We start from the raw sequence: 18,640 nt of genomic DNA, 5'->3' as shown, positions 1-18,640 counted from the left end.
CAGGCACCATCGGTAGGCATGGAAGGCGGCACTTCAATGTCCCCCGGTTACTGCGCGGATACCGACGACCACGAGGTCCTCCAGTGGGACACGCGGGCCGACTGCGAGGTCCGACAGATCCTCGACCGGATCGCCGACAAGTGGTCGCTGCTGGTCATCACCCTGCTCGACCGGCGCAGCCTGCGCTTCACCGAGCTACGCCGGTCGATCGACGGGGTCAGCCAGCGGATGCTCACCCGTACGCTGCGGCACCTGGAACGCGACGGCCTGGTGAGCCGGACGGTGCACGCCACCGTGCCGCCCCGGGTCGACTACGAGCTCACGCCGCTGGGCTCGACCCTGCACGAGACCATCCGCGCGTTGGTCACCTGGACCGAGGGGCACCAGAACGAGATCGCCGCCGCCCGCTCGGCGTACGACGTCCGGGAGGCCGCCCAGCAGGAGGCGGCGGAAGCGGAGGCGACCCGGCGCGACGTCATCGCCCGGGAGGTCCTCGCCGGGCAGCGCTGAGCGGTTGTCAGCCGCCGTCGTCCCCTCGGGGACGCACGGAGGGTGGACCGCCCGGCTCGCACTCGACCGCCGCGGTCGGTCCGGGCGTACGGCCGGGCTGCGGGAGCCCGCCCGGGCAGGGGCTCTCGGCCTCCGGCCGGAACACCAGGATGGCGAGGACGGTGAGGATTGCGACGGCGACGATGGCAGCGCCCAACCAGAGCAGCCGGCGCGGGCGGGGCCGCGGCCGGTCCGGTGGCGTCGGGACCGCGCCAACGGGCGCCGCGGCGGTACGGGAGTGCAGCGGGGTCGTCCGGGAGCGCAGCGGGAACGACTCGGAGGCAAGCACGGTGAAGCCCTCCTCGTCGTCGAGGAAGCGCCGGTACGCCCGCAGCGCGTACGTGCGGGCCGTCCCCAGGTCGACCTCGGCCGGCTCGTCGATCAGCGCGTCCGAGCAGGCGATTCCGTACATCAGGCGCAGTGGGCGACTGTGCTCGTCCCGGAACGGGCGCGGCGGTTCACCCGGCGTGGGAGCCGTTCCGCCCAGGTCGGCGGTGGTCAGCGGGTACGTCACGTACACGATCGCCAGCCGGCGTCCACCGGCGAGCGGCGCCACGACGGTCCTCGGCGGGGCGTCGTCGGGGAACGGACTGAGCGCCTGCGCGAGTACGCCGTACTCCTGCCCCGCCACGAGGAAGTCCGGGGCCAGCAGGGTGCTGTAGTCGCGGCGGCGGCCCGGCCCAACGAGGACCGGCCAGCCCTGGGCGGGCGTGCTCACCGCTCGTCCGACAGGCGGGAACTGGGCAGCCGGCCCTCCAGCACGTCCACCCGGCTCTGGAACTCGCGGATCACCTTGCGCTGGGCAAGCATGAACTCCTCCACCCGCTGTTCGGCCTCGCTGAGCCGGCGCTGGACCAGCGCCTCGCGTTCGGCCTCCGATTCCGACCGCTGCCGCAGCAACTCCGAGGCGGCCATCCCGACGAACGACGCGTAGAGCGGGCTCAGGGCGCCGGCCGCCCGGCCCGCGGATCTGATGACGAAGGTGCCCAGTTCCGCCAGGGCGGCCGCCGGGCCGGCGGCGTTCTGCCGGCGGAAGGTCTCGAACTCGGCGCGCAGCAGGGCCTGGTCGAGGGAGCGCGCGATCTGCTCGAAAACGTCCGGGACGACGGCCGCGAGCGGGATCTCGACGTTGGTCGGCTCCAGGTAACCGTCCGGGAGCTTGGCGACCAACCCCTCCGCGTCGATCTCGGCGAAGCCCGGTCCGACCGCGCTGACCGGGATCAGCCGGAGCACCCGGCGGGCGCTGTGTTCCTGGACCAGGTCCCGGAAGCCCTGGTTGGACATCAGCAGCTTGCGTACGGTCCGGAGACGGGCATCCTCGTCCACGTCGATGTCACGCAGCAGGTCCCACTTCGTGATCACGAACGTCACCGGCTTCTCCACCAGCAACATCCGGCTGATCATCGCGGTGAGGGCGTGTTGCAGGCCCATCCGCCCCTCGCGCCGACCGTCGAGCCACTGGCGGACCCGGTGGCCGTCGATCACGCTGATCAACGCGTCCGCCGACTCGATCCGCCGGTCGAGGTCCTTCCACAGGGTCGATCCGGGCTCCGGAGGCTGGGTCAGCAGGGTGCCGGCGTACTCCAGGTAGACCAGTTTCATGACCGAGTGCAGCCGACCGGAGGGGGCTCGAGTCCGTACGGTGAAGGTGAACTCCCTGGTGTCGGCCGGTGATGTCCCGGAGGGCCAGTCCCGGCCGGAATCCTCGACCTCGGTGAACCACTTGTTCAGCAGCGACACCTCCTCCCGGGGAGCGGTGAGGAAATAACCGCGCCCGGCCCACGTCTGCAACTGGTGGTACATGCTCGCCAGCAACAGCGTCTTGCCCGAGCCCCGGGGGCCCAGCGCGACCACCCGGAAGGTGGGAATGCCCTGGTCGGTGCTGGTTACCGGGGTCGGCGCGGCCCGGTCGGACCTCCTGCGCAGGACGAGCGCGACCGCGACGACCACCGCAATGATCAGCACGACGACAATGAGACTGTTCACGGCACGCACTCCGCCCAGGAGTCGACGAGGGTCTATCCTCGGCGGACATTGGAACACGGGACAGAGCAGCGCAGATCCGTTGAGTAATGGATGCGACGCAACGAATTTGCGCCCGCCGTTCGATAACTCCTAATTCGACAATCTTCCGAGGGGCCGACCGCCGGTGCGCCGGGACCGCCGCCTCAGCAACAACGGGATCAGCACCCCGGCCGCGAGCAGGATCCCGGCCAGGCCGAGCCAGAGCGCTCCGCCACCACCACCGGTGGTCGTCGCGGCGGTGGCCGTACCCGCACCGGCGCCGGGCGGGTCGGCCGGGGATCCGATGCCGGTCACGGTCGCCGGGCCGGTCTGCGTACCGGAGGGTCGGGCAGTCGTGGCGGGGTGGGCGCTCGCCGACGCGGCACCGGCGGGGCGGGCAGCGGCGCTCGCCGGTCCGGCAACGGACTCGAAGGTCACGTCCGAGCAGGAGTAGTAGGTGTCCGGAGTGGACGAGTTCTGCCAGATCGCAAAGATCACGTGCCGGCCGGAGAGCCCGGCGGGCAGCCGGCCCCGCATCCGGTAGGCGCCGTCGGTCTGCGGCGGGTCGGTGGCGGTCAGGAAGGGGCGTTCACCAAGATCGGACCATGCCAGCGGTCGGGTCGGGTCGTACCCGTCACCGGTCACGTACCACCGGAAGGTGCCCTCGTGCGGGATCGTGGTCCGGTAGGTGAAGGTGAGTTCGGTACCCGCCTTGAGCTTCGTCGCCGGCCAGTCCGCCCGCGCCAGGTCCAGGCCCCGGAACTTGGCGACGCCGCCGCTGCACAACCTGCCGTCGGGGATCTTCTCCCGGTCCCGCCCGTTCACCCCGGCAACCCGTACGTTGTCCCACTGGTCCACGACGGTGCCGGCGGCGACCGCGGCCCGGCACGCGGCCGAGCCGTTGGTCCGGGGTGCCTCCGGGCCGCAGGCCGCCGACCGGCTGACCGGGTTGCCGGGCGCGCCGTGCGCCAGGGCCGGCCCGGCGGGCAGCAGCGCCGCGACCACCGTCGCGGCGGCGAGGACGAAGAGCTTTCGACGTACGGTCATCCTGGTCGACCTCCCGCACCCAGGTACGGAAACCGACGGCGAAAGGTTCGACGCCCGCCCCAACCGTCGCCGGAATCCCCCGGGCGACGGACCCTCAGTCGCTCGGCGCCACCAGCCCCAGCTCGTACGCGGTGATGACGAGCTGCACCCGGTCGCGGGCGCCAAGCTTGCTGAGCAGCCGGGCGACGTGCGACTTGGCGGTGGCCACACTGATGTACAGCTCGTCGGCGATCTCCCCGTTCGACCGGCCCCTGCCGATCAGGGTCAGCACCTCCCGTTCCCGGTCGGTGATGCCGACCGCCGGTCGCCCCGGTCGGCGGGCGGGCCGGCGGCTGTCCACGAAGTCGGCGATCAGTCGCCGGGTGACGCTCGGCGCGATCAGCGCATCCCCGGCGGCGACCACCCGGATCCCGGTGAGGATGTCGTCCAGGGCCATGTCCTTGACCATGAACCCGCTCGCCCCGGCCCGGAGGGCGCCGTAGACGTGGTCGTCCTCGTCGAAGGTGGTCAGTACGAGCACCCGTGTCGTCCCCGGTCCGCCGGTGATCCTGCGGGTGGCCTCGATCCCGTCCATGTCCGGCATCCGGATGTCCATCACCACCACGTCCGGGCGCACCTCCCCGACGACCCGGACGGCTTCGGTGCCCGTACCGGCCTCGCCGACGACGTCCAGGTCGGGGGTGTCGGCGATGAGCACCCGCAGGCCGGAACGGACCAGCGGTTGGTCGTCGACGAGCACGACGCGTACGGTCACGGCAGCCGCACCGGCTCGGGCAGCGGCAGCGTCGCGACCACCCGGAACCCGCCCTCGGGGCGCGGCCCGACGGTGAACTCGCCGTGCAGCAGGCCGACCCTCTCCCGCATGCCGGTGATGCCGTAGCCGGTGCCGGGCAACGGGCACCCCCGACCGCTGTCGGTGATCTCGATCCCGAGTTCCTCGTCCCGGTAGTCGACGGTGACCCGGCACTGCGGCGTCCCCGCGTGGCGTACGACGTTGGTTACCGCCTCCTGCACGATCCGGTACGCGGACAGCTCGATGTCGGCCGGCAGTGGGCGCCGCTCCCCCTGCCACCGCACCTCGACCCGGACACCGGCCTGGGAGGTGGTGTCCGCCAACCGGTCCAGGTCACCCAGCCCCGGTGCCGGGGGCGCCGGTGCGTCCGAACCGGTGTGCCCGGTGGTGCGGCGCAGGCCACCGAGGACCCGTCGCAGTCCGGCGAGGGTCTCCCGGCTGGTGGCCTCGATCGCACCGAGCGCCTTGCGGGCCTCGGCCGGCTGCGTGTCGATGACCCGGCTGCCCACCCCGGCCTGGATCGCGATCACCCCGATGCTGTGGGCGACCATGTCGTGCAGCTCGCGGGCGATCCGCAGGCGCTCGGCGGTGACCGCCTGTTCGGCGTACTGGGCGCGTACCACCTCGGCGTAGCGGCGGCGGGTGCGTACCGAGTTGCCGATCATCCAGGCGGTGAGCAGGGCCAGGGCGGGGACCTCGGGCCGCAGGGTCGGACCGGCGCCGCCGTTGACCAGGCCGCTGCCGACCTGGACCACGAGTGCCAGGGCGGCGGCGGTCACCGACACCCGACGTGTCCGGGTCGCGGCGACACAGCCCACCGCGATCGCGATCGCGAGCAGGTGCATGTTGCGCAGGTCGGTCACGTACCCCCGCTCCGATGTCTGGAGGGTGGTCGTCACGACCAGGAGGCTGGTGAGCGTCAACGCCAGGGTGGCCAGGGGGCGGCGGCGCAGCAGCGTGGCGGGCAGGGCCACGGTGATCGCCGGCAGCAGGTAGCGCTGGGGAACACCGAGCACGTCGAGACCCAGGACACCGTCGTTCGCGCCGTTGGTCACGGTGACGGCCAGGACGAGCGGGAACAGCACCACCCCGCCCCAGGCCAGGGCCGTCCACACCGGGGGCGGGATGCGGTCGCGCAACGGTGACCTGAAGGACTGCGAGATGGCGTCCACGCAGCGAGAATAGCCAGCTCCGTCCGGTGGGACATCAGGCCACGGGCGTACGCCCCCGGGCTGAGCCGGGACCGTGATTGCCGCCGACGGCCCGATGTCCGGGCCGGTTCCGCTCGGCAGGATCGGTGTGGTGATCGAAGTCAACGCACTCACCAAGCGCTACGGCGGCACCACCGCCGTCGACAACCTCTCCTTCACCGTACGGCCCGGACAGGTCACCGGGTTCCTCGGTCCGAACGGGGCCGGCAAGTCCACCACCCTGCGGATGATCCTCGGGCTGGACACCCCGAGCGGCGGCACCGCCACGGTCGGCGGGGTCCCGTTCCGCAGTCACCCGCGCGGGCTGCGCCACGTGGGCGCGCTGCTCGACGCGCACCAGGTCCACGGCGGTCGCAGCGCCGTGGCGCACCTGTCGGCGCTGGCCCGCAGCAACGGCATCGCCCGCCGACGGGTGGACGAGGTACTGCGGGAGGTGGGCCTGTCCGAGGTCGCCCGGCGCCGCATCGGCGGGTTCTCCCTCGGCATGAAACAACGGCTCGGCATCGCCACCGCACTGCTCGGCGACCCACCCGTGCTGATGTTCGACGAGCCGATCAACGGCATGGACCCGGAGGGAGTGCTCTGGGTACGGAACCTGTTCCGCCGCCTCGCCGCCGAGGGCCGCACCGTGTTCCTCTCCAGCCACCTGATGACGGAGATGGAGAACACCGCCGACCAGCTCGTTGTCATCGGGCGGGGGCGGCTGATCGCCGCCGAGTCGCTGGGATCCTTCGCCGCCCGGAGCACCCGGCTCAGCGTGGTGGTCCGTACCCCGCAGCCCGCCGAACTCGCGGCGGTGCTGGCGGCGGCCGGTGCGACGGTCGAGCCGGAGGGTTCGGCCGGGGCCGGGAAACTCGCCGTGACCGGACTGCCGGCGGAGCGGATCGGCGCGCTCGCCCTGGACAACCGGATCCTGCTGCACGAACTGACCACCCGTACCGCCTCGCTGGAGGAAGCATTCATGGAACTCACCGCCGGAAGCGTCGAGTACCTGGCCGGGCAGGCCCGATGAGCGCGTACGCCGTCACGCCGGCCCCGGTCGTCGAACCGCCGGCCCGTTTCCGGGACCTGCTCGGCGCCGAGTGGATCAAAATGTGGTCGCTGCGGTCCACCGGATGGATGCTCGCCCTGGCCACGCTGTTCACCCTCGGGTCGGCGGCGCTGGCGGCACTTGGGGACTACCACAACTTCCCCCGCTATCCCCCGGAGGTGCAGCGGGAGCACATGTTCTCGCTGGGTGACGCCTACCCGCTGGACGGGTACCTGACCCTGATGCTGGTCGCCGCGAGCGTCGGCGCGATCACCATGGTCAGCGAGTACGGCAGCGGCCTGATCCGTACCACCACCGTGGCCGTACCCGCCCGTGGCTCGGTGGTCCTGGCCAAGGCGGTTGTCCTGACCGCCGTCTGGACCGTGGCCGGCGCGTTCATCGCCACCGGTACGTTCGTCGTCTCCCAGTCCATCCTCGACCTGCGCGGCGCCGCGATCTCGGTCACCGACCCGTCGGTGTTCCGGGCCATGGTGGTCTCGGCGCTGCTCGCGCCGGTCTGTACGCTGATCGGCCTGGGCTTCGGCGTCCTGATCCGGCACGGCGCCGCCACGATGATCACCAGCATCTTCGTCCTGTTGATGCTGCCGCTGTTCTTCGCCTCGACCAGCCGCTGGTCGGCCACCCTCGACCAGGCGATGCTGCTCACCGCCTGGCAGCGGCTGACCGTCGCCTGGGTCCCGACCGGGCCCGACGTACGGATCGCCACGATCACCGAGTCCTGGATCGTGTACGCGGTCTGGCCCCTGGTCGCGATCGTCCTGGCCCTGGTTGTCGTACGACGCCGCGACGTGTGAGCGGGGACTCCGGGGGCGCGTCGCAGCCCCCGGAGTCGGCGTCGCCGATCAGGCGCTGACCCGGCGAACCAGGGTCGAGGGGAAGACGGCGTCCGGGGCCATCCGTGATCCGGCGAGGACCGCGCTCGCCGCGGCGGCGACGATCTGGCCGACCGGGTGGCTCGCCGTGGTCAGGGGCGGGGCGCTCAGCTCGGCGAACGGGATGTCGTCGAATCCGGCCACCGCCACGTCGTCCGGCACCCGGCGGCCGGCCTCGCGCAGCGCGGCGATGGCGCCGAGGGCGGTGGCGTCGTTGATCGCGAAGACCGCGTCCGTGTCCGGCCAGCGCCGCAGCACCGTACGCATCCCCTGCTGGCCGGCGGCGGCGGAGAAGTCCCCGGCGACGAGGCGGACCGGGAGCCCGGTGGAGCGCATCAGGTTCTGGTAGGACCTGACCGAGCGCCAGGCGCAGGGCAGCCACGGCGGGCCGGTGACCATGGCGATGCGGCGCCGCCCGCTCGCGTACAGATGGTGCACGATCGCGCTGGCACCGCCGCCGTTGTCGACGTCGAAGGACGGAACCCGGCGGGAGCCGATGCCGATCGAGGCGACCCGTCGGTGCAGTGACGCCGGCACCGCCGCGAGGGCGGCCTCGGTCGTGTTGATCAGCACCACGCCCCGTACGCTGCGGTCCTCGGCCAGCCGGTCCAGCCGGGGAGCACCGCGCGGCACCCACTGCAGGGACACCCCGACGCCGTACGGGGCCGCGGTCTCGGCCGCCGCGGCGACCGCCCGGTCGACGTACGGGTCGTCGAGCACCCGGGATGTCGTACCGACAACCGCGATGACCAGCCGGAATCCCGTGCCGCTCACCAGTGATCTGGCCACCTGGTCGGGTTGGTAGCCGAGGTGGCGCGCCGCGGTCCGGACCCGGTCCCACACGGCCGGCGACGCCGGGCCGGTTCCGGAGATGACCCGGGAGGCGGTGGCGCGGGAGACACCGGCGGCCTTCGCCACGTCCTCGAGCGTCATCCGCCGGGTTGGCGGCATCGTCATGTCAACCTCCGCTCTGAGCCTTTCGGCCCGCCTCCACCTGCACCGGGGCCGACGCCGGGTGGCCCCGGTCCGGGTAACGGTGCAAGGTTACTCTTGCGGTGAGAGCGCTCTCAGGGGTGCGATCTTCTAGTGCGTCGGCCACCCCGACGCGGAAGGAGCCCACCCGTGAGTTCGACCCAGGCCGGTCCGGCCGCACCGATGCCCCCGGCTGCGGTACCGCCGGCACCGCAGGTCCTCGCCGCCCGTACCGCCGTCGCCTTTGTCTTCGCGCTCAACGGCCTGGCCGTCGCCTCGTGGTTCTCCCGGGTGCCCGCCGCCCGCGAGGGACTCGGGCTCACCGCCGGGCAACTGGGGCTGCTGCTGCTCGCGATGTCGCTGGGCGCGATCCTGGCGATGGTGACGGCCGGTGCGGTGGTGCACCGGGCCGGCTCCCCCCGTACCGCCGCCGGCGCCACCACCCTCCTCGCGGTCGGGCTCGTGGTCGTCGGCCTCGGCATCGGGGGGTGGGCCTCGGTTCCGGTGGTCGCCGTCGGTCTCGCCGCGATCGGGTACGGCTCCGGGCTGACCGACGTGGCGATGAACGTCGAGGCCGCGCTGGTCGAACGGCGGCTGCGGCGCACGATCATGCCCCGCTTCCACGCGGCCTGGAGCCTGGGCACCGTAACCGGAGCCGGGCTCGGTGCCGCCAGTGCCCACGCCGGCTTCCCGGTCCTCGCGCACCTGGCCCTGACCGCCGCCCTCGTCCTGTTCGGCACGCTGGTCGCGGTCCGCTCCTTCCTGACCGCCCGCCCGGACGGGTACGCCGACCAGGCCGACGACGCGTCGGCCACCGCCGGCCGCAGCCGCGACAGCGGCGTCCTACGCGCCTGGCGCGAACCCCGCACGCTGCTCGTCGGCCTGCTGGTGCTGGTCATGGCCTTCACCGAGGGAACCGCGAACGACTGGGTCGCGGTGGCCTTCATCGACGGTCACGGGGTCAGCGAGGCAGCCGGCGCCGCCGTGTTCGGGATCTTCGTCGCCGCGATGACGGTGGGCCGGACCACCGGCACCATCGCCCTCGACAGGTGGGGCCGGGTGCCGGTGCTCTTCGCCACGATCGGGCTGGCCGTCCTCGGCGTGGCGATCGCGGTCTTCGCCAACTCGACCCCGGTGGCACTCGCCGGGGTCGCGCTCTGGGGACTGGGCGCCTCCCTCGGCTTCCCGGTCGGGATGAGCGCCGCCGCCGACGACGAGAGCCGGGCCCCGGCGCGGGTCAGCGTCGTCGCCACCATCGGCTACACCGCGTTCCTGGCCGGGCCGCCGGTGGTCGGACTGCTCGGCGACCACGTCGGTACGTTGCAGGCGTTGCTGGTGGTGCCCATCCTGCTGGTGCCGGCGCTCGCCCTCGTACCGACGACGCGCAAGTCACCCGAGCCCACCGCACCCACCGACTCCTGACCGCCACGGGTGCGCCGGCCGATCCGGGGCGATCTTCTGTCGGACCCGGGGGCTACAGTCCGATCATGGTGTCCCAGCAGGAGATACGGCTGCGCGACGGCCGCCGGGTGCAGGCCTACGACAGCGGCGTCGAGAACGGCGCCGACGCGTTCACGGTGCTCTGGCACCACGGATCACCACAGACCGGCGCCCCGCTCGAACCGCTTCTGGCGGCGGCCCGTACGAGGGGAATTCGCCTGCTGTCGTACGGGCGGCCGGCATACGGCGGGTCGGATCCCAGTCCCGGCCGGGACGTGTCGTCCGCGGCGGCCGACGTCGCGCAGATCGCCGACGCGCTGGGCGTCGACCGGTTCGCGGTGATGGGCGCGTCCGGCGGCGGCCCGCACGCCCTCGCCTGTGCCGCCCTGCTGCCCGAGCGGGTGACCGGGGTGGTCTGCCTGGCCGGGATCGCGCCGTTCACCGAGACCTTCGACTGGTACGCCGGCATGGTCTCCCCCGGAGGTCTGCGTGCCGCCGCAGCCGGGCGCGAGGCGCGCGAGCGTTACGCGGCCACCGAAAAGTTCGACGAGAACAGCTTCACCCCGGCCGACTGGGCGGCGTTGGCCGGTACCTGGTCGTCGCTGGGTGCGGACGCCCAGCGGGCGGGCGGCGAAGGGCCGGACGGGTTGATCGCCGACGACCTGGCCTTCGCCGCGCCCTGGGGCTTCGACGTGACGCGGATCGACGCGCCCGCCCTCTTCGTCCAGGGCGGGCAGGACCGGGTCATCCCGCCCTCCCACGCCGACTGGCTGGTACGCAACTGCCCGTCGTCCGAACTCTGGCTGCGCCCCCGCGACGGCCACGTGTCGGTCCTCGACGCCGCCCCGGTGGCCATGGACTGGCTGCGCGCAGCGAGCTGACGGCGGCAGAGGCTCGCCGTCAGCCGCGGAGGAGGTCGGCGTGTGCGCCGCGCAGCCGGGCGAGCGCCGGGTCGCTGCCCGGGGTGGCCCGCCGGTCCAGCTCGGCCCAGGCTTCGGCGAGGGCGTCGGTGACCGCGCGCAGCTCGGCCGCGTGCCGGCGGACGCTCTGCTGGTGGAGTTCGTCGAGCCGGCGGGCCCAACCGGCCGAGACCGTGGCGACCCGTTCGGCGTCGGCGCGTGCCTGGGCCACGGACCGGGCCGCGGATGCCGGCACGATCGCGGCGACCGGGCGGGGGTCGCCGTCGCGGGTGACGACGGTGACGGTGTCGGTCAGCTCGGCCAGGGCGACGAGCTGGGTCAGTCGGGTGCGGACCTCGCGCAACGGCAGAACGCGCGACTGGTCGATGCTGTGAGCCAGGGCGGGGGCAGCCATGCGCACATGCTGCCCCCGGGGTACGACACTCCCGCTCGACCGACCACACCGACCGGCCACAGTGGCCTCTCCGGCCACCCGTCACGTGACCGGCGACGGATCACGGCACCAGATGGATGCGGATCTTCCTGGCGGTCACCACCGCGTCCTCGGGTACGGCCAGTCGCGGTTCGGGGGACTCGATCAGTCGCGGATGGCGCAACGGCACCAGCGGTGACAGCCGCCGGTCCGCCAGCACGGTGTCGATCATCGACCGGTCCCCGCCGCAGACCAGTGCCCGTACGGCGTCGTCGGGGTCGGCGGGCACGCCCGGCGCGTGGGGCAGCAGGACCCGGGCGGTGATGTCGGCGGCCCGCTGGGCGGCGGCCTGGGCCTGGTTCTCGCGGCGACGAGCGTAGCGGTGCTGTGACGTACCGCCGGCCGCGGTGCGACCCTGTACGTAGAAGCGCTCGACCTTGGACACGGTCACGCTCGTACCGTCCGCGACACCGGTGGCGACCGCTCCCTTGCGTACCAGCAGCAGGGCGATCCGGGGTGGTCGGACGACCTCGGCGAGCAGGGCGTCGACGTCCCCCACGGTGGCGAGCCCCGGTGGTGGATACAGGGTGGCGGTGTCGCCGTTGTTCACCCCGGTCAGCACGAGACCCTGCTCGGTGGCGCCGTCGTGCCGGCCGTAGAAGCCGTCGAGCCACCCCCGGATCCGCTCCGGCGAGATCTCCACCCAACGCCCGCCACCGGCGGCGGGCCGTGCCTGGTGCACCTGACCTCCACCCGTCCGGGACGGCAGACCCGCAGGCACAGCGTCGCTTGCCGCCCTGCCCTACCTTCCGGAACTGAAGTCTCGCAGACCACGGGGTAGGCAGGCATGCAGATCATCGAGCACAGTGTCATCGGTACCCGGTCGGCCGTACTGCGCCTTCGGCGCCACGACGCACAGTTGCAGTTCGTGCTGTTCCCGATGCTCCATGTGGCGAACCCGCAGTTCTACGTTGCGGTGGCCGACCGGCTGCGCGCCTGTGACCTGCTCGTCGTCGAGGGGGTCAGCGGCGGCCCGTCCGTGCTCACCTCCGCGATCACGCTCACCTACCGGGTGATGCCGGCCAACAAACGGTCCGGGCTGGTGGTCGACAACATCCCGTACGGGTCGCTCGGGGTGGAACTGATCAACCCGGACGTCACGACGAAGGAGTTCGCCCGGAGCTGGCGAGCCATGCCACTGCACTACCGGCTGATGGTGTGGTGCCTGATCCCGTTCATGACCGTGGCACATTTCTTCGGCGGCACCCGGCGGCTGCTCTCGCCCGAGATCGAGTTGAGCGACCTGCCCAGCGGCAAGGCGGAGCTCTACTCGGACCACGAGGGCACCGATCATCTCGAACGTACGCTCGGCGGTGAACGGGACGAGCGGTTGCTGGCCGCGCTCGCCGAACTCGTCCGTACCCGCTCGGCCGAGCGGATCGACGTGGCGGTCGTCTACGGCGCCGCTCACATGCCGGCGATCGTACGCGGACTCTCGGAACGGCACGGCTACCGTCCGCGTACGGGCGAGTGGCTGACGGTCATCGAGGCGTGATGACCGACGACGGTGGCCTGACGGGGCTGGACGTGGTGCCGTGGCGGGCACTGCACCACGCCTACGGCAGCGCGATCGACGTACCCGACCAGCTTCGGGGGCTTCGCTCACCCGAGCGGGACATTCGGCACGCCGCGCTGAACCAACTGTTCGGCAGCGTCTACCACCAGGGGACCCGCTGGCAGGCGAGCTGTCACACCGTACGGTTCCTGGTGGCGCTGGTCGACGACCCCGCCACTCCCGACCGGGCCTCGGTGCTCGGACTGCTGCGTGCGGTCGGAGTCGGTGACCGGCGCGACGATCATCTTCCGTTCCGCCCTGATCGGACCTTCGCCGATGCCGACGCGGTGGGCGACGAACAGCTCGCCGAGCTGTGCGGTGGCTCTACCACGGCGACGACCCGTACGCCGACGGCACGATGACGGACCTCGGCGACGCCGCCGCGCTGCGGTGGGACGCCGACTCCTTCCGGGCAGCCGCCGAACACACCGACCGTTATGTGCGTTGGCTGGACGACACCGACCCGGAGGTGGCGGCGAGGGCCGCCGAACTGCTGGCCTGGTTCACCCCCGAAAGAGGCCATGTCCGCCAACGGGGACATGACCTCTTCCGTGCCGGTGGGCGCCGTGCCACTTCGCCCCGAACGCCCGCCCCACCCCGGACGACTACGCGGCGTCGGTGGGCTTCGCCTCGGCCGGCTTGACCTCCGTCGGTTCGGCGTCCGCGGACTCAGCCTCTGCGGACTCAGTCACGGCAGGCTCGGTCGCGGCCGGCTCAGGTTCGGCGGGCTCGGTCGCGGCCGGCTCGGTTTCGCTGTCCGCCGTACCGTCCGCTTCGGTGGTGGCGCTCTCCTCGCTCCCCTCCTCGTCGTCCTCGCCGTCGGTCTCCGCCTCGTCCGAATCGTCCGCCGATCCGGCCACCTCGGGACCGGTCCAGGAGAACTCGATCTCGACCGAGATCTCCGTACCGCTCTCGCGCTCGATCTCCAGCTCGCACCGGACCTGGTCGGCGACCGTTACCGCGCCGGCGGCACCGTAGAAGATCTGTCCACCGGACTCCAACTGGCTGGCCAACTGGCGCAGCCACGCGGCCAGATCGGCCCGCGACACCGTACGGGCGTCCTCGTAGATTTGCATGCCCGACATGCTCGCATTCCACGATGGACCGTCAGCGGACGGGTCCGGTGCCCGGAAAGGCGTTCCGAGGTCGATGATCGTCGGCGAACACCCAGCTCGGCCTGGTCCGGAGCGGGTTACCGGGCCAGCAGGGAGCGCAGGGTCTTGACCACCTCGGCGGGGGCTTCCTCGGCCATGAAATGACCGCTGGAGACGGTGGCGTGGTCCAGGTCCGCCGCCCACGGCCGCCACAGGGCCGCCGCGTCGAAACCGAGCGCGTCGCCCCAGTCCTGCTGGCGGACGGCCACCGGCATGCGGAGCCGGTTCCCGGCCGCCCGGTCGGCCCGGTCGTGCTCGACGTCGATGCCGGCCGATGCCCGGTAGTCGGCGACGATCGACGGTACGGCTTCACGGGACGCCCTCAGGTACGCCTCCCGCACGTCGCCCGGGATGGCGTCGGGGTTGCGGGTCCAGATGTCGAGGAAGTAGCCGAAGAAGGCGTCGGCACTGGCGCTGATCATCTGCTCGGGCAGACCCGGCGGCTGGGCCATCAGGTAGAGATGGAAGCCGACCGCGGCGCTGGCCCCGTGCAGAACCTCCCACATGTCCAGGGTCGGCAGCACGTCGAGCGAGGCGAGTCGGGTGACCGCGTCGGGGTGGTCGAGACCGGCGCGAATGGCGACCAGGGCACCCCGGTCGTGCCCGGCCAGGGCGAAACGGTCATGGCCGAGGGCGCGGGCCAGCGCGACCATGTCGGCGGCCATGGTCCGCTTGGAGTACGTGCTCCCGTCGGTTTCGGCGGGTTTGTCGCTGGCGCCGTAGCCGCGCAGGTCGGGGCAGATCACGGTGTGGTCGGCGGCGAGGTCGGCCGCGACGTGCCGCCACATGAGGTGGGTCTGCGGGAAGCCGTGCAGCAGCACGATCGGGGTGCCCGCGCCGCCGACGGCGACGTTGAGTGCCACGTTCTCGGCAACGGTGACGCGCTGGTAGTCGAATCCGACGATCCTGGGTTCCACGGTGGGCCCTTTCCGGGGGACAGTGGTTGCTGTGTGCTCTTTCGTGCGGTATCGGCGTTTTTGCCGCCGTACCGCTTCCTGCCCGTCGAGCCTGCCGGGCGGTGATGAGCGGCGGGTCAGCAACGAATGAGTAGGCGGCCCGCACGGCCGGCGGATCCGGGGCAGCCGCATAGATTGGTGCCATGACCAGGCAGGCGACGGCACCGGAGGTGACCTTCGGCGTACTGGGTCCGGTCGGGGCCGGCAACGACCGTGGCCCGGTTCCGTTGAAGGGTGCCCGCCAGCGTGCGGTGCTCGCCCGACTGCTGATCGCCCGGGGCCGGGTCGTACCGGTCGACCGGCTCGTCGGGGACCTGTGGCAGGAGCCGGCGCCGGGCGCGGTGGCGGCGATCCGTACGTTCGTGTCCGATCTGCGGCGGGCCCTGGAACCGGACCGGCCACCCCGCCAGCCGGCCCGGCTGCTGGTCACCGCACCACCGGGGTACGCGCTGCGGGCCGCACCGGACGCGGTCGACGCCTGGCGGTTCGAGTCCCTGGTCGGCGAGTCGGCCACACTGCTCGCCGCCGGACGGGCCGCCGAGGCGCTGGCCGGTCTGGACGACGCGCTCGGCCTGTGGCGGGGACCCGCGTACGCCGAGTACGCCGAGCAGACCTGGGCACGGGCGGAGATCAACCGGCTGGACGAGGTCCGGATGCTGGCCGTGGAACGGCGGGCCGAAGCGCTGCTGGCGCTGGGCCGAGCCGCCGAGGCCGCCTTCGACCTGCGGGCAACCGCCGACGGTCATCCGCTGCGCGAGGACACCTGGCAGTTGCTGGCCACCGCGCTGTACCGGTCGGGTCGCCAGGGGGAGGCACTCGCCACCCTGCGCCGGGCGCGGCAGACCCTGGCCAGGGAACTCGGCGTCGACCCGGGCCCCCGGCTCCGGCAGTTGCAGGCCGACATCCTCGCCCACGCCCCGCACCTCGACCCGCCGATCACCCGGTCCGCGGCCGAGGTTGCCGTACCGCCGGGCAGCGCAGTGGCGGCACCGGGCGCGCGGGTCGGGGCGGTGGGCGTACCGGATGGGGGGCCCGCGCCGGACGGACCGCGCCCGTTCGTCGGCCGGGACGAGGAACTGGCCCGGCTGGAGCAGACGGCCGACGCGGTGACCCGGCACGGCCGGGCGACACTCGCCCTGGTCTCCGGGGACGCCGGCGCGGGCAAGACGGCCCTGGCCGAGGCGCTCACCGAACGGCTGGCGGCGCGCGGGTGGACCACGGCGTGGGGGCGGGTGCCGGAGTACGAGGGTGCGCCGGTCGACTGGCCGTGGGTGCAGATCACCGACGCGCTCACCGGGTCGAGGTCCGAACCGGACCGGCCGGTTCCGGGGTCGGGTGAGGACCCGGCGGTGGCCCGGTTCCGTCTGCGCCGGGCGGCGGTGGCCCGCCTCGCGGCGGTGACGAGCCGGGGACCGACCCTGATGGTCGTCGACGACCTGCACCGGGCCGACGAAGGCACCCTGGACCTGCTGGCCGCGCTGCTGGTCGAGCCGGAACCGGTCACCGGACCCGTGCTGGTCGTCGGCACCTACCGCGCCACCGAGATCACCCCGGAGCTGACCGGGGCCCTGGCCCGACTGGCCCGCACCGAGCCGGTACGGATCTACCTGGGCGGGCTGTCCGAGACCGCGTCCGGGCAGCTCGCCCGCACCGTCGCCGGGCAGGACCTGGATCACCCGACCGCGCTCCTGATCCACCGTCGCAGCGGCGGCAACCCGTTCTTCGTACGGGAACTCGCGCGACTGCTGGCCGCCGGGGGCGGTGCCGCGCTGCAGACCGTCCCGGCGGGCGTACGGGACGTCATCCGGCACCGGTTGGCGCGGCTGCCGGAACCGGCGCAGACCCTGTTGCGGCAGGCGGCGGTGATCGGCCGGGACATCGACCCGGAGGTGCTGACCGCCCTGGCCGGGGATGACGCGCCGATCCTCGACGCCCTGGACAGCGCCCTGGCGGCCGGGTTCCTCACCGAACGGGGCACCGACGGGCGGCCGGGTTTCACCCACATCCTGGTACGCGACACCCTCTACGGCGACCTGTCCGCGCTGCGCCGGGCCCGGTGGCACGCCGTGGTCGCCGAGGCGATCGAACGGTTGCACCCGGACGACGTGACGACACTCGCCCACCACTTCGACCGGGCCGGGAGCACCACCACCGCACACCGTGCCGCTCACTACTCCCGTGCCGCCGCCGAGCAGGCCGAACGGCGGTTCAACCCGCACGAGGCGGCCCGGTTGTGGCGGCAGGCGCTCGCCGCCCACGACCGCGCGGGCGGCGGTGACGTACGGGAGCGGCTGGCGGCGGTGATGGGGCTGGGCCGGACGGTCGCGGTGACCGGGCACCTGGACCGGGCCCGCCGGTACCGGGCCGAGGCGGTCACCACGGCGGTGCGCCTGGGTGATCCGGAGCTGACCGCGATGGTTGTCACCGCGTTCGACGTACCGGCGATCTGGACCCGCAACGACGACGAGGAACTGTCCCGGCTGATCGTCGATGCCGCCGAACAGACCCTGGCCGCGCTCGGCGCGGATCGGGCGGAGCAGCGCAGCCGGCTGCTGAGCACGATCGCCCTGGAGACGCGGGGCGACACCACGGACCGTGGTCGGCGGGCGGCGTACGAGGCGGAGGCCATCGCCCGGACGACGGGCGACCCGGCGCTGCTGGCGTTCGCCCTCAACGCCCGCTTCATGCACAGCTTCCACCGGGCGGGGATGGCCGGCGAGCGTGCCCGGATCGGCGCCGAACTGGTCGACCTCGGTGCCCGGCACGAGTTGGTGACCTTCGAGGTGCTCGGTCACCTGATCCTGCTCCAGTCCCGGTGCGCGGTCGCCGACCTGGTCGACGCCGACACGCACGCGCAGGCCGCCGACCGTCTCGCGCACCGGTACGACCTGCCGCTGGTCGGCGTCTTCACCCAGTGGTACGCCGCCCTGCGCCTGGCCCTCACCGGGCACCCGGCCGAAGCGGAGGCGGCGTACCGGGCCGCGTCCACCCGCCTGCGCGGCGGGAGCATGCCGGGTATGGAACCGGGGCTGCTCTCGCTCGCCCTGCTCTCGCTGGACCTCCGGGAGCCCTTGCCGGACGGGACCGGATGGCCCGACCGTGACTGGGGCCCGTACGAGCCGTGGATCCTGCCCGTGACCCTGCTCGCCGCCGGTCGCCGGGAGGAGGCCGCCGACGCGTTGTCGAGGGTCCCGGAGTCGCCGCACGACCTGTTGCGGGAGGCCCGGCTGGGCCTCGTCGCCCGTGCGGCCCTCGCCCTCGGTGACCGGACCGCGATGGAAACCGTCTACAGGGGACTGTTGCCGGCCGCGCACGAGCTGGCCGGGGCGAGCAGCGGCGTACTCGGCTTCGGGTCCGTGGCGGGGTATCTCGGTGACCTCGCCACCGCGCTGGGACTTCCCGCCGAGGCCGCCGGCCACTACGAGGCGGCCCGGGAAAGGCCCTGATGTCCCGACTGCTTCCGCGCCGTACCGCGATCGCCGTTTTCGCCCGTGCCTCCCGGGACCGGAGCCCGCCCACGGTCGCGCCCTGATTCCGACGTCCGGGACCGTGCGGAACGCGATGGGGAACAACGTCCGAATTCGCTATTCCGGACTGCCCGGCCGCGCTGTCGGGTGGGCATTAGGCTGGCCCTGAGCCTATGA

18 protein-coding genes are annotated in these 18,640 nt (G+C 72.9%); 8 read left to right on the top strand and 10 right to left on the bottom strand.

What is annotated here, in order from left to right:
* Nucleotides 1-36 precede the first annotated feature (36 nt).
* The gene (locus ACWEFB_RS06855; RefSeq protein ID WP_442792127.1) at nucleotides 37-510 is read left to right on the top strand and encodes a winged helix-turn-helix transcriptional regulator; all 474 of its coding nucleotides are present in this window, start codon (nucleotides 37-39) and stop codon (nucleotides 508-510) included.
* A gap of 7 nt (nucleotides 511-517) precedes the next feature.
* On the opposite strand, the gene ACWEFB_RS06850 is transcribed toward ACWEFB_RS06855, so the two are convergent.
* From ACWEFB_RS06850 to ACWEFB_RS06830, 5 genes are all read right to left on the bottom strand, one after another.
* Entirely contained in the window at nucleotides 518-1,267 is a 750-nt protein-coding gene (locus ACWEFB_RS06850) for a hypothetical protein (protein ID WP_452282985.1), read from the bottom strand.
* Nucleotides 1,264-2,535 (bottom strand): GTPase domain-containing protein, encoded by a 1,272-nt coding sequence (locus tag ACWEFB_RS06845; protein ID WP_452282983.1) that lies wholly within the window; start codon nucleotides 2,533-2,535, stop codon nucleotides 1,264-1,266. Before ACWEFB_RS06845 ends, ACWEFB_RS06850 begins: the two co-directional genes overlap by 4 nt.
* Before the next feature lie 129 nt (nucleotides 2,536-2,664).
* Nucleotides 2,665-3,600 carry a lytic polysaccharide monooxygenase auxiliary activity family 9 protein gene (locus ACWEFB_RS06840; protein WP_452282981.1) on the bottom strand — a complete coding sequence of 312 codons (936 nt, stop codon included), beginning with the start codon at nucleotides 3,598-3,600 and terminating at the stop codon, nucleotides 2,665-2,667.
* A gap of 94 nt (nucleotides 3,601-3,694) precedes the next feature.
* Nucleotides 3,695-4,354 (bottom strand): response regulator, encoded by a 660-nt coding sequence (locus ACWEFB_RS06835; protein WP_452282979.1) that lies wholly within the window; start codon nucleotides 4,352-4,354, stop codon nucleotides 3,695-3,697.
* A complete protein-coding gene (locus ACWEFB_RS06830; RefSeq protein ID WP_452282977.1) occupies nucleotides 4,351-5,565 on the bottom strand; it encodes a sensor histidine kinase in 1,215 nt (404 codons plus the stop codon). The genes ACWEFB_RS06835 and ACWEFB_RS06830 overlap by 4 nt, the downstream gene beginning before the upstream one ends.
* Before the next feature lie 121 nt (nucleotides 5,566-5,686).
* On the opposite strand from ACWEFB_RS06830, the gene ACWEFB_RS06825 reads away from it, so the two are divergent.
* Both ACWEFB_RS06825 and ACWEFB_RS06820 read left to right on the top strand, forming a co-directional pair.
* A complete protein-coding gene (locus ACWEFB_RS06825; protein WP_452283448.1) occupies nucleotides 5,687-6,616 on the top strand; it encodes an ABC transporter ATP-binding protein in 930 nt (309 codons plus the stop codon).
* Nucleotides 6,613-7,449 carry a hypothetical protein gene (locus tag ACWEFB_RS06820; protein WP_452282975.1) on the top strand — a complete coding sequence of 279 codons (837 nt, stop codon included), beginning with the start codon at nucleotides 6,613-6,615 and terminating at the stop codon, nucleotides 7,447-7,449. The genes ACWEFB_RS06825 and ACWEFB_RS06820 overlap by 4 nt, the downstream gene beginning before the upstream one ends.
* 48 nt (nucleotides 7,450-7,497) lie before the next feature.
* On the opposite strand, the gene ACWEFB_RS06815 is transcribed toward ACWEFB_RS06820, so the two are convergent.
* Nucleotides 7,498-8,484, bottom strand: coding sequence for a LacI family DNA-binding transcriptional regulator (locus ACWEFB_RS06815; protein ID WP_452282973.1), 987 nt, complete (start codon nucleotides 8,482-8,484; stop codon nucleotides 7,498-7,500).
* Nucleotides 8,485-8,682: 198 nt separating this feature from the next.
* Here ACWEFB_RS06815 and ACWEFB_RS06810 point away from each other — a divergent pair, with 198 nt between their 5' ends.
* Complete coding sequence (locus ACWEFB_RS06810) at nucleotides 8,683-9,921, top strand: MFS transporter (protein WP_452283446.1); 1,239 nt, start codon at nucleotides 8,683-8,685, stop codon at nucleotides 9,919-9,921.
* Nucleotides 9,922-9,986: 65 nt separating this feature from the next.
* Complete coding sequence (locus ACWEFB_RS06805; protein ID WP_452282971.1) at nucleotides 9,987-10,820, top strand: alpha/beta fold hydrolase; 834 nt, start codon at nucleotides 9,987-9,989, stop codon at nucleotides 10,818-10,820.
* Nucleotides 10,821-10,839: 19 nt separating this feature from the next.
* On the opposite strand, the gene ACWEFB_RS06800 is transcribed toward ACWEFB_RS06805, so the two are convergent.
* Nucleotides 10,840-11,253 (bottom strand): type II toxin-antitoxin system Phd/YefM family antitoxin, encoded by a 414-nt coding sequence (locus ACWEFB_RS06800; protein ID WP_452282969.1) that lies wholly within the window; start codon nucleotides 11,251-11,253, stop codon nucleotides 10,840-10,842.
* A gap of 100 nt (nucleotides 11,254-11,353) precedes the next feature.
* Nucleotides 11,354-12,013 (bottom strand): acVLRF1 family peptidyl-tRNA hydrolase, encoded by a 660-nt coding sequence (locus ACWEFB_RS06795; RefSeq protein WP_452282967.1) that lies wholly within the window; start codon nucleotides 12,011-12,013, stop codon nucleotides 11,354-11,356.
* Nucleotides 12,014-12,118: 105 nt separating this feature from the next.
* Between ACWEFB_RS06795 and ACWEFB_RS06790 the strand changes: the two genes are divergently transcribed.
* Nucleotides 12,119-12,826 carry a hypothetical protein gene (locus ACWEFB_RS06790; protein ID WP_452282965.1) on the top strand — a complete coding sequence of 236 codons (708 nt, stop codon included), beginning with the start codon at nucleotides 12,119-12,121 and terminating at the stop codon, nucleotides 12,824-12,826.
* On the top strand, nucleotides 12,826-13,248 hold the full coding sequence (locus tag ACWEFB_RS06785) for a hypothetical protein (RefSeq protein WP_452282963.1): 423 nt from the start codon (nucleotides 12,826-12,828) through the stop codon (nucleotides 13,246-13,248). Before ACWEFB_RS06790 ends, ACWEFB_RS06785 begins: the two co-directional genes overlap by 1 nt.
* A gap of 243 nt (nucleotides 13,249-13,491) precedes the next feature.
* Here the strand turns inward: ACWEFB_RS06785 and ACWEFB_RS06780 are convergent, their stop codons facing one another.
* Together ACWEFB_RS06780 and ACWEFB_RS06775 are read right to left on the bottom strand one after the other, a co-directional pair.
* Nucleotides 13,492-13,962 (bottom strand): amphi-Trp domain-containing protein, encoded by a 471-nt coding sequence (locus ACWEFB_RS06780; protein WP_452282961.1) that lies wholly within the window; start codon nucleotides 13,960-13,962, stop codon nucleotides 13,492-13,494.
* Nucleotides 13,963-14,078: 116 nt separating this feature from the next.
* A complete protein-coding gene (locus tag ACWEFB_RS06775; protein ID WP_452282959.1) occupies nucleotides 14,079-14,957 on the bottom strand; it encodes an alpha/beta fold hydrolase in 879 nt (292 codons plus the stop codon).
* A gap of 182 nt (nucleotides 14,958-15,139) precedes the next feature.
* Here ACWEFB_RS06775 and ACWEFB_RS06770 point away from each other — a divergent pair, with 182 nt between their 5' ends.
* Nucleotides 15,140-18,442, top strand: coding sequence for a BTAD domain-containing putative transcriptional regulator (locus ACWEFB_RS06770; protein ID WP_452282957.1), 3,303 nt, complete (start codon nucleotides 15,140-15,142; stop codon nucleotides 18,440-18,442).
* The last annotated feature ends 198 nt before the right edge of the window (nucleotides 18,443-18,640 follow it).

The sequence above is a fragment of the Micromonospora sp. NPDC004704 genome, from assembly GCF_053601675.1.
This window is presented reverse-complemented; position numbering and strand designations above follow the sequence as displayed.